At 46.3% G+C, this 9,815-nt stretch carries 12 protein-coding genes and 2 pseudogenes; 8 read left to right on the top strand and 6 right to left on the bottom strand.

All coding sequences use genetic code 11. The features are described 5' to 3' along the window. The 4 genes and pseudogenes from tet(O) to NE473_RS29540 form a co-directional block, all read left to right on the top strand. On the top strand, window positions 1–1,264 hold a 1,264-nt coding region (gene tet(O), locus NE473_RS29555; RefSeq protein WP_256265513.1), incomplete at its 5' end, for a tetracycline resistance ribosomal protection protein Tet(O). Between the two features lie 51 nt (window positions 1,265–1,315). Beyond that, entirely contained in the window at window positions 1,316–1,489 is a 174-nt protein-coding gene (locus NE473_RS29550) for a cysteine-rich KTR domain-containing protein (protein ID WP_071705139.1), read from the top strand. Between the two features lie 165 nt (window positions 1,490–1,654). Beyond that, window positions 1,655–1,966, top strand: coding sequence for a hypothetical protein (locus NE473_RS29545; protein WP_015535393.1), 312 nt, complete (start codon window positions 1,655–1,657; stop codon window positions 1,964–1,966). A 15-nt stretch (window positions 1,967–1,981) separates the two neighbouring features. Then, window positions 1,982–2,173, top strand: a pseudogene (locus tag NE473_RS29540) (RNA polymerase subunit sigma-70); the annotation flags it as partial. A 263-nt stretch (window positions 2,174–2,436) separates the two neighbouring features. Here NE473_RS29540 and rlmN read toward each other — a convergent pair. Continuing rightward, window positions 2,437–3,426, bottom strand: a complete 990-nt coding sequence (rlmN, locus tag NE473_RS29535; protein ID WP_002569187.1) for a 23S rRNA (adenine(2503)-C(2))-methyltransferase RlmN — start codon at window positions 3,424–3,426, stop codon at window positions 2,437–2,439. 23 nt (window positions 3,427–3,449) lie between these two features. Next, window positions 3,450–3,629, bottom strand: a complete 180-nt coding sequence (locus NE473_RS29530) for a cysteine-rich KTR domain-containing protein (protein ID WP_002588768.1) — start codon at window positions 3,627–3,629, stop codon at window positions 3,450–3,452. A 384-nt stretch (window positions 3,630–4,013) separates the two neighbouring features. On the opposite strand from NE473_RS29530, the gene NE473_RS29525 reads away from it, so the two are divergent. The 4 genes from NE473_RS29525 to NE473_RS29510 all read left to right on the top strand — a co-directional run bounded on the left by NE473_RS29525 (window position 4,014) and on the right by NE473_RS29510 (window position 6,586). After that, window positions 4,014–4,367 (top strand): helix-turn-helix transcriptional regulator, encoded by a 354-nt coding sequence (locus tag NE473_RS29525; RefSeq protein WP_002569186.1) that lies wholly within the window; start codon window positions 4,014–4,016, stop codon window positions 4,365–4,367. Window positions 4,368–4,634: 267 nt separating this feature from the next. Next, a complete protein-coding gene (locus NE473_RS29520) occupies window positions 4,635–4,964 on the top strand; it encodes a plasmid mobilization protein (protein ID WP_002569185.1) in 330 nt (109 codons plus the stop codon). After that, window positions 4,925–6,271, top strand: coding sequence for a relaxase/mobilization nuclease domain-containing protein (locus NE473_RS29515; protein WP_002569184.1), 1,347 nt, complete (start codon window positions 4,925–4,927; stop codon window positions 6,269–6,271). Before NE473_RS29520 ends, NE473_RS29515 begins: the two co-directional genes overlap by 40 nt. Window positions 6,272–6,334: 63 nt before the next feature. Then, window positions 6,335–6,586 carry a helix-turn-helix domain-containing protein gene (locus tag NE473_RS29510; protein WP_002569183.1) on the top strand — a complete coding sequence of 84 codons (252 nt, stop codon included), beginning with the start codon at window positions 6,335–6,337 and terminating at the stop codon, window positions 6,584–6,586. 177 nt (window positions 6,587–6,763) lie between these two features. Here the strand turns inward: NE473_RS29510 and NE473_RS29505 are convergent, their stop codons facing one another. From NE473_RS29505 to NE473_RS29490, 4 genes and pseudogenes are all read right to left on the bottom strand, one after another. Further along, window positions 6,764–7,129, bottom strand: a complete 366-nt coding sequence (locus NE473_RS29505) for a cysteine-rich VLP domain-containing protein (protein WP_002569182.1) — start codon at window positions 7,127–7,129, stop codon at window positions 6,764–6,766. Next, window positions 7,126–7,338 carry a transposon-transfer assisting family protein gene (locus NE473_RS29500; protein WP_004607965.1) on the bottom strand — a complete coding sequence of 71 codons (213 nt, stop codon included), beginning with the start codon at window positions 7,336–7,338 and terminating at the stop codon, window positions 7,126–7,128. The genes NE473_RS29505 and NE473_RS29500 overlap by 4 nt, the downstream gene beginning before the upstream one ends. Further along, window positions 7,335–8,288: a hypothetical protein gene (locus tag NE473_RS29495; protein WP_002569180.1), complete on the bottom strand. Its 954-nt coding sequence runs from the start codon at window positions 8,286–8,288 to the stop codon at window positions 7,335–7,337. Before NE473_RS29495 ends, NE473_RS29500 begins: the two co-directional genes overlap by 4 nt. Before the next feature lie 3 nt (window positions 8,289–8,291). Next, window positions 8,292–9,668 (bottom strand): annotated as a pseudogene (locus NE473_RS29490) (YodL domain-containing protein); the annotation flags it as partial. Between the last annotated feature and the right edge of the window lie 147 nt (window positions 9,669–9,815).

Here is a 9,815-nt window from a genome sequence, read left to right as displayed (position 1 = left end):
AAGCGCTAAAAACAATCTTGGGATTCGGCAGCTTATAGAAGTGATTGCCAGTAAGTTTTATTCATCAACGCCTGAAGGTCAATCTGAACTATGCGGGCAGGTTTTTAAGATTGAATATTCGGAGAAACGGCGGCGTTTTGTTTACGTGCGTATATATAGCGGAACATTGCATTTGAGGGATGTTATTAGAATATCTGAAAAAGAGAAAATAAAAATCACAGAGATGTGTGTTCCGACAAACGGTGAATTATGTTCATCCGATACAGCCTGCTCTGGTGATATTGTAATTTTACCAAATGATGTTTTGCAGCTAAACAGTATTTTGGGGAACGAAATGCTGTTGCCGCAGAGAACATTTATTGAAAATCCTCTCCCTATGCTCCAAACAACGATTGCAGCAAAGAAATCTGAACAGCGGGAAATATTGCTTGGGGCACTTACAGAAATTTCAGATGGCGACCCTCTTTTAAAATATTATGTGGATACTACAACGCATGAGATTATACTTTCTTTTTTGGGGAAAGTGCAGATGGAAGTCATTTGTGCCATCCTTGAGGAAAAATATCATGTGGAGGCAGAAATAAAAGAGCCTACTGTTATATATATGGAAAGACCGCTTAGAAAAGCAGAATATACCATCCACATAGAAGTCCCGCCAAACCCTTTCTGGGCTTCTGTCGGGTTGTCTATAGAGCCGCTCCCTATTGGAAGCGGAGTGCAGTATGAAAGCAGAGTTTCACTTGGATATTTAAACCAATCGTTCCAAAATGCGGTTATGGAGGGGGTTCTCTATGGCTGCGGGCAGGGGCTGTATGGATGGAAAGTGACAGACTGTAAAATCTGTTTTGAATATGGATTGTATTATAGTCCTGTAAGTACCCCCGCAGACTTTCGGCTGCTTTCCCCTATCGTATTGGAGCAGGCTTTAAAAAAAGCAGGGACAGAACTATTAGAGCCATATCTCCACTTTGAAACTTATGCACCGCAGGAATATCTCTCACGGGCGTATCATGATGCCCCAAGGTATTGTGCAGATATTGTAAGTACCCAGATAAAGAATGACGAGGTCATTCTGAAAGGAGAAATCCCTGCCAGATGTATTCAAGAATACAGGAACGATTTAACTTATTTCACAAATGGGCAGGGAGTCTGCTTGACAGAGTTAAAAGGATACCAGCCAGCTACTGGTAAACTTATTTGCCAACCCCGCCGCCCGAATAGCCGTATAGATAAGGTTCGGCATATGTTCCACAAGTTAGCCTAACAGCTTGCATAAGTCGTATAAAATGAGATTTGAAAGGATTAGAAGCTAATTATGATGAAATGCGAATGGATATTATGTCCTGTTTGTGGGAGCAAAACCCGTAATAAAATTAGGAAGGACACTGTTTTGAAGAATTATCCCCTTTATTGTCCAAAATGCAGACAAGAAAGATTGATTAAAGTTGACAACTTGAAGATAACTGTCATCAAAGAGCCAGACGCTTAAGACGCAGAGCCGATGAAATTGTGGAACAATTCACGAATCATCGGCTCTTTTTGTTTCGTATTTGAAAGAACAAACTCACCAAATAAAAAAAACGATATTCGGGTGGGTTATTTTGTTATACCCTAAATTACCCTCTGAATTTGTTTTTAAATTTGGAGGGTTTTTATGTTCCTTTTTTCGGGCGGTTGCCCATCTGCTTATATAAAGCAAAGTTTATTTATACATAGCACATCAGGGAATGGCGGGAAGCCAGTTAAAAAAATCCCTGCCAGTGCAACGGTACTTCCCACCATGAAGGTAGAAGTACAATCTCCATACAACAGAATTAGTATTTCCCATAACCGTAAAGGTCACAAAGCCTTTGCGGTTTTTCTTTTGTCGTTTTTGGTTGGAAAGTGCCGCAGGACTATTATTGGTGTTAAGTGTCGTTCGCCGCCTTTCAATCTGGATTTTTATGTTTTCAAAGATTCAGATTGATTGGAGGAAAAAAGAATGGCATATAACAACGGACGTGAGGACAGGAAGTGGCGTATCTGGAAAGAAGCCGAGGAAAAAGTGTTGCGGGAACATGGAGTTGATGAAGCTACCATCGAACAAATCCGTATTGACGACAGGGCAGACTTTAATTCCAACAGGCGGTTTTACCATTGGACAAGCGATTTCGGGGAATACCTTGAGGGAATGCTTTTTGCTTCATGGCGGCTACCTCCTTTAGCCGCCGATTTCAACAGTGATACCGCGTCATTTCATTAGAAGATAAAAAGAAACGGCGGCTTTGATTTTTCAAAGCTGCTGCGGAAATCAAAGAACGACAAGCAACAGTTCTGATTTTGCTCCAATATGGTTATTAGGGGCACAAATTAAAATCAAAAAAGAGCCGATAACAGCAGTATTTCAAACTGCATATTATCGGCTCTGCGTCTGTGCGTCTGGCTCTTTTAATTAAATTATTTCTGTTGTTTTTTGGCTTTATTATATGTATTAGCTAACTGTCCACAAGCTGCTTTAATCTCTCTACCATGAGAAACTCTCATGGTAACTTCAAGTCCTGTTTGCTCTAATTGATGTTTGAACGCAACCATTTCTTGTTTTTGTGGTGCTCTAATTTTTGAATTACTCGTCGGGTTGTATTGCAGCACGTTAATCATAACATTTTTGCCCTTAAACCATTTTGCAAGTTGCCTTATATCTGAGGAACGGTCATTTATACCTGGTAAAAGCAAATACGCAAATACCACTTTTCGATTATGCCTTTGAGAATAGGACAATGCTTGCTTAACAACATCTTCAATAGCGTACATGTGCATATGAGGAATGATACAGTTTCTCGCAGCCTGTGTTGCTGCATGTAAAGATATTGTCAACTGAATTTTTAGATGTTCTTCGCGCAATTTTTTTAATTGATTAACTGGACCAACTGTTGATACGGTAATGCCGTCGGTTGGAAAGTTAAGTCCATTTCTATCTCGAAGAATATGGATTGCTGCAATCAAGTTGTCGTAATTGAATAAAGGTTCTCCCATTCCCATAAAAACGATACGATTTACTTTTTGACGTATCAATACAACCTGCTGCACAATTTCAGACGGTGTTAGATTACGAACAAAACCATTGCGTCCGGACTCACAAAAAATACAGCCAACAGAACAACCAACTTGCGTACTTACGCAAACAGTCCCACCATCTCGCCGTTTAATAAAAACCGTTTCAATATACCTGTTATCTTTCAATTCATAAACATACTTTTCAGTATCGCTACTTTTATAGACTTTTTTTGTTGATATTGATAGATTTTCTTTGTGAAATGGCTGTTTATACAATTCCGTATATAAGGCTCTTGCTTTATCCTCTCCAATTACTTCCGACATTTCTTTGTAAGTAAATCCGTATGGGTCATTCAATATTTCCGTAGGTGTACTTTTAGGTAAGTGTTTCATTTAAATATCCTTCCTTTTCAAAATTAAAAAGTTTGTTTTTCAGAGTTTTTGATTATGATTTCTAGTTTTTCAACATCAACGATATGCGTTAATTTACATTTAGGGCAGAAAAGAGGAAAATTTCTTAATACCGTATTATAAAATACTTGAACCCTCGTCTTTCCGTTACAAATTGGACATTTTATCCAATATTTTTCAAGCATAATATTTCTCCTTTTGCGCAAAAAAATGCAGGTCAATTCTCAACATGAGCATTGACCTGCATTTATACATATAATACTACAACAAAATTAAGGCATAGTTTTTATACTATGTCTATACGTCGTTAGTTTTGTTGTATAGCATACGCAAAATAAGCATGACAAAAAAGCCCATATTGAAAATGGGAAAAATCTTTTTTGATTTCAATGCTTATCGAATACGCATGCTATGTAACATAAACATTCCCCCCCTTTTATATAATATTATATACAAAAGCAGCTTGTTGTCAACATATATATATATGAATTATTTTGGCTAACTGATAGAACTACGTAGACATATCCAAGAAGAAAGGGGAACAGTAAAATGTAATAGGGTGAATAACTATGGCAAAAAGACCAGTACCACGATACGACTTTAAGGCTTTTGGGGCAGCGATAAAGGCAGCGCGTGAGGGATGCAAGGAGAGCCGCAAGAAAGTAGGCGACGAAATGTTTATCTCGCCGCGCTACCTTGCGAACATTGAGAACAAGGGGCAGCACCCAAGTTTACAGATATTCTTTGAGCTGATACAGCGTTACCATATATCCGTAGACCAATTCCTTTTAGAAACGCCGCCGGAGAAGAACACGCAGCGGCGGCAGCTTGACGCGCTTCTTGACGGTATGAGCGATACAGGCATACGGATTGTAACCGCAACGGCAAAGGAGATTTCCGAAGTCGAAAAAGAGGGCGAATAGGAATGTCCGACTTAAAACTGAACAGGATTTAGAAAGCGTTGTAATCTTTTTTGAGGTTGCAGCGTTTTTCTTTTGCGTAAGTTTGGCAAAATCGCTTTTTCTCCGTAGTAGGTGATAAGAGCCTAAAGGATAAAAACATTCGTAGCAAGCATAGGAAGCGGGTACCACTTCCGTATTTTCGCCCTCCCGCGCTGCGGCGCGTCGGTTGAAAATTGCTTGTTGGGAAGTGTCCCAAACCCTCGGAACGGAAAGGAAAGGAGCGAACACATGGACGGACGCAAAAGGACAGTGCAAATCAAATTCAGAGTGACGGAAGCGGAACGGGATTTAATACTGGAAAAAATGAAGCTCGTACCCACCCGGAACATGGCGGCGTATCTGCGGAAGATTGCCATTGACGGGTATATCATTCAGATAGACCACGCCGATATAAAGGCTATGACCGCAGAGATACAGAAAATCGGTGTCAACGTCAACCAGATAGCACGCCGCGTAAACGCGACGGGGAACGCATACCAAGAGGACATAGAGGAAATAAAGGGGGTGCTTGCGGAGATATGGCGGTTACAAAGATTAAGCCTATTAAAAGCACTCTAAGCAAAGCCCTTGACTATATCGAAAACCCGGACAAGACGGACGGGAAAATGCTTGTGTCCTCTTTCGGTTGCTCCTATGAAACGGCAGATATTGAGTTTGAATATACCCTGTCGCAAGCACTCCAAAAGGGGAACAATTTAGCCTTTCATCTGATACAGTCCTTTGAGCCGGGGGAAGTCGATTATCAGAAAGCCCATGAAATCGGAAAGCAGCTTGCCGACGCGGTAACAAAGGGGCAGCATGAGTATGTACTCACGACGCACATTGACAAAGGACACGTCCATAACCATATCATTTTTTGCGCGGTGAACTTTGTAGACCACCATAAATACAATTCCAACAAAAGGAGCTATTACGGCATACGGAACATGAGCGACAAGCTGTGCCGGGAAAATGGCTTGTCCGTTGTCGTCCCCGGCAAGGGCAGCAAGGGAAAGAGCTATGCGGAGTACCAGGCAGAAAAGACGGGTACAAGTTGGAAAGGCAAGCTGAAAACCACTGTTGACGCGCTTATCCCCCAAGTTTCCAGTTTTGAGGAATTGCTAACGCGGTTACAGGCGGCGGGCTATGAGATAAAGCCGGGGAAATATGTATCATGCCGCGCCCCCGGACAGGAACGCTTCACCCGCCTTAAAACCCTCGGCGCAGACTATACAGAGGAAGCCGTAAGGGAACGGATAGCGGGCAGACGGACAAAGGTGGCGAAAGCTCCCAGAGAGCAGCGCGGCGTGTCGCTGCTTATCGACATTGAGAACAGTATCAAGGCAGCGCAGAGTAAGGGCTATGAACAGTGGGCGAAAATCCACAATCTGAAACAGGCAGCTAAAACAATGAATTTCTTGACGGAACATAAGATTGAGCAGTACGCGGATTTAGTCAGCCGGATTGAGGAAATGGCAGCGGAAAGCGGACAGGCGGCAGACGCATTGAAGAACGCCGAAAAGCGGCTTGCGGAAATGGCGGTGCTTATCAAGAATGTTTCCACCTATCAAAAGACAAAGCCTGTCTATGACGCATACCGCAAGGCAAGGAACAGGGAGAAGTACCGCGCCGGACAGGAACAGGCAATTATCCTCCATGAAGCCGCCGTAAGGTCACTGAAAGCGGCGGGCATTGCGAAGCTCCCGAACCTCGCCGCGCTGCAATCGGAGTATGAAGCCCTCCAAGCGCAGAAAGAAGCCCTTTACGCCGACTATGGAAAATTGAAAAAGAAAGTCCGGGAATATGATATTATCAAGCAGAACATTGACAGCATTTTACAGGCAGACAGACAGCCGGAACGGGAAAAGGAAACAGAACGCGGATAAGGATAGCAAAATCCCCGCCGCTGTGCTATGATAGGGCTATCAAAAAGCAGAGGAGCGTTGAGCATGGAAAACCAGAAAATGCCGGAATATGAAACCATACGCGCCGCCGTTGCCGGGGAGAAATGGGCGGTGGAGAAAGTCGTGGATTGCTACAAGGACGAAATCGACAGGCTATCGACGGTAGCGGTCAGACAGCCAGACGGAAGCACGAAACAGGAAATCAACGAAGATATGCGCCAGTCTATCACAAAGAAGCTGATAGAAGCCCTCCCGCAGTTCCCGCTTGAAGAAATGGAAAAGGGAAATGTCAGATAGGCAAAAAAAGAACAGGGCGCGGAAGCCAGTATATGACTTCCGCGCCCTGTCTTTTTATGGGTGCTGTTTTCGTGAATGTTACGCAGTAGAACGCCATTTTCGGGGGTAAAGGTATAAAGTATCGCCTATCCGATTTTCACGCCCGGAAAGCCCTGTAAATCAAGGGATTTTCCGCACCTACTGCGTAACAGGGGTGCGTCTTTTCCTCATGCGCTCGGCAGCTTGTCTGCGGGTGATACGCTTCCGGCAGACGGGGCAGTATTTGACACTGTTAGAGGTTGACGCAAAGAACGCGCCGCACTCGGTACACTTCTTCTTGTCCCCTGTCTGGTAAAGCTCCGCATAGAGTAGCCTGTCGGCGGGAAGCACCGCAGCCCGGAACCACTTGCAGAGAAGCGAATAGGAAATGAGCTGCGGACAAACGCACTCGTCCCCGTCGTCCAGTAAGATACAGTTCCCGTTATCATAATTGCAGCACGTCCGGCGCACAAGGGCGTTGACTTTCCGGCTCTGGGGCGGCGTCAGCCGCTTAACCCCGTTCATACTTCATCAGCGGCGTAAATGGGAAGCTCTGCAAATTCCGCTTCGGTCAAAGCGTCCACTTTGGAAAGGGTGCGCTTTGCAAGCTCCCGCATATCCGCGTCCATGTAGGGCAGCGCGGCGTTGACATTCTCAATCAAAGCCCGCTTGCCGCCCTCGTTGTAAATGCTCAAAAGGTTTGTTTCTTCAACAGTCAGTCTAATCATGCTCATACCTCCATATCGTGATTTTTTGTTTTTGCCGCCGCCTTTTTCGGGGCGGTCTTTGCCTTGTCTGCTTTAAGCTGCGCCCGGATAGAGGGGCGGGGCTTCCTTATCTTCCTGTCCCGGTTCTCCCCCTTGTCAATCAGCGCATACGTCCCATGTCTGCCCTCGATTTTGGAAAAGGCAAGGGTCTTGTAGGGCAGCATGGAGAAAAGGCGGTCAGTGTCCTTTGTGGCTGCAAGCTGCATGAACGCCGGGGAAAGCTCTACCATGAAATGGGTCTTGTTGGGGCTGTTCGGCGTGTCGTGCCGCTTCATTTCCCGTACAATGCGCCGCGCTTCCGTTTCAATCAGCCCGTCCCGCAATGCGGCGATATGCGCCTTGAAATCCCCCGGCGGAAGCTGCTCCCGGCTGCGCCGTTCTTCCTGTAAGAGCGATTGCAGCGCGTCCGGGTCGTTGGGTACGGCTTCAAAGCGTTCAAACTTTCCAAGCTCATAATCGGGATTGCCGTTGAAAAACTGTCCGGCGGGTATCTCCCGTTCCCCATGCTCATAAATCAGCTTCACCGTATCGGCGGGCAGCTCCTTTTCCTTGACGCGCTCATAATGTTTAGCGTAGTCCAGTTCGTACAGATTGCCCTTGATTTTCCCGCGCTCCGTCCCCGTTAGCTCGATTGCATAGGCAAGGACGCGGTCGCTCGTCTGCTCCATGTAGAAACGCCATGTGTTGTGGGGCGCGGTGTCTTTGAGGAAAACGTCGCGCTCCCGGAAGCAATGCGTCCCGGACGGGCGGCAGAACCACAAAAGGGTCTTGTCCTCCTTGCGGGGGCTTGCCGCCGCCTTTGCGATAATCTCCTTGTCAATCTCCAAGTCGCTCTGGTAAAAGCCTGTGTTCTGCTTCATAACCGCATTGAGGGAAGCGAACAAATCCACGTTCTCAAATTTACTCTGTTTCGGCATGGGTCAGCTCCTTTCCAAATCCTGTAATTTCTGCTTTGCGTTTTTCTTCTGCGCCTTTTCCTTGTCAGCCCTAAGCTGCGCCCGGATAGAGGGCTTCTTTTCCGGCTTCGCTTCCTTGCCGCGCTCTTTGTCGGCTTTGACCGCGTTAGCCAGGTCAACAAGGGAAATTGTTTCTCCCGCCTTAACCTTTGCTTCCAGTTCGTCAACGGTAGGGGTGTTGTTGATGATACCGTCAAAGTTGTTGTCGTTCTGCTCTACGGTGTCCTCGATATGCTTCAAGGGGTTTGCCTTTTCCGGCTGCTCTGCGGCAACAGCAAACGCCCGCGTCCCGTTCCCCATAATCAGATACTTTCCGTCGTCCGACTGGTGGTGAAAGCCATATCCGGCGGCTTCTATCTGCTCCCGGCTCATGGCGGTCACATGGAAAGTCCCCCTCGGTGTCTGGATTGTTTCGCCCGTTGTCAGCTCGTCCGGGGTAAGCTGCTTCTGCTCCTGTAAAAACTCCGGCACTTGCCGGAAGCCTACGCTGTCAACGTAATGCGCGGTGTCCTGTCCGTTCTGATGAAGCACTACCACGTCCGAAACGGAAAGGCTGTGTCCCTTAAAATCTTTTGGGTGGTCGATATTGAAGCGGGTATAAATATCTTCAAGGGAAGTTTCCGGCGCAAGGGGCGCGGAATAGACAAGCTCATAGTTCGCTTTATCAACCACATTTCCCGCCGCCTGCAGGCGGTCGTAAGGCTCAAAGCGGAAGTCCCTTGTTTCGTCCCCGCCCTTTATCTGGTAAATGGAAAAGGTGTCCTTGTCCTGTCCGGTGGTCTGCGCCGTTTCCTGTGCCTTTGCGTAAAGCTGCTTTACGTCGCCCTCGGTCAGCTCGCCGCTTTTGAGCTGCCCCATAAGCTCGCGGCATTTCTCCGGCGTTCCCGTATAAAGCACGTCGCCCATTTTCGCCCGCCCGTTCTCCTGTGTCACATAGGCTTGCAAGAGGTGGCTGTTTTCCCGGCTGTCGCTGTAAGGGTTCCGGCGCACTCTGTAAATCGTTTCCGGGGTAAAGGCTTCTTTCGGGGCTGCTTCCGGCTTTTCTTTCCCGGCTGTATCTGCTTTTTTCGGGGCTTCCGGCTGTGGCGCGGCTTCTTGTCCCTCTCTGGTGGGCTGCTCCTGTCCGGCGGTCTGCTCCTTGTCCTGTGCCTTTTGCAGCTCCGCAAAATTCGCGTCTATGGAATTGATAATCTCGGCGGCTGCGCTGCGTATCGTTTCAAGGGAGCTTTTCAGCTCGGACAGCTCCCGCCCGCTGCTCCACCCGGCGACATAGCCGAAAGAATAGTCCGACGTGTCAAGCCCGTAATGTTGGCAGACGGTATAGGCGACGCTTTCCGCTTCAAATGTTAATATTTCCATTTGAGGCTTTATACTCATATTTTTATAATGTTGATTTTTTAAATTATTTTCCATAAATCCTCACTTTCTTGTAAAAAAGATGAGCATTATCAGATACGCTATTATCAGGTTTTCCCCTCGAATGGGAAA

The sequence above is a fragment of the Hungatella sp. SL.1.14 genome, from assembly GCF_024460495.1.
GTDB lineage: Bacteria > Bacillota > Clostridia > Lachnospirales > Lachnospiraceae > Hungatella > Hungatella hathewayi.
Note: the sequence above shows the minus strand (reverse complement) of the source record. Positions and strands in the feature narration are given on the sequence as shown.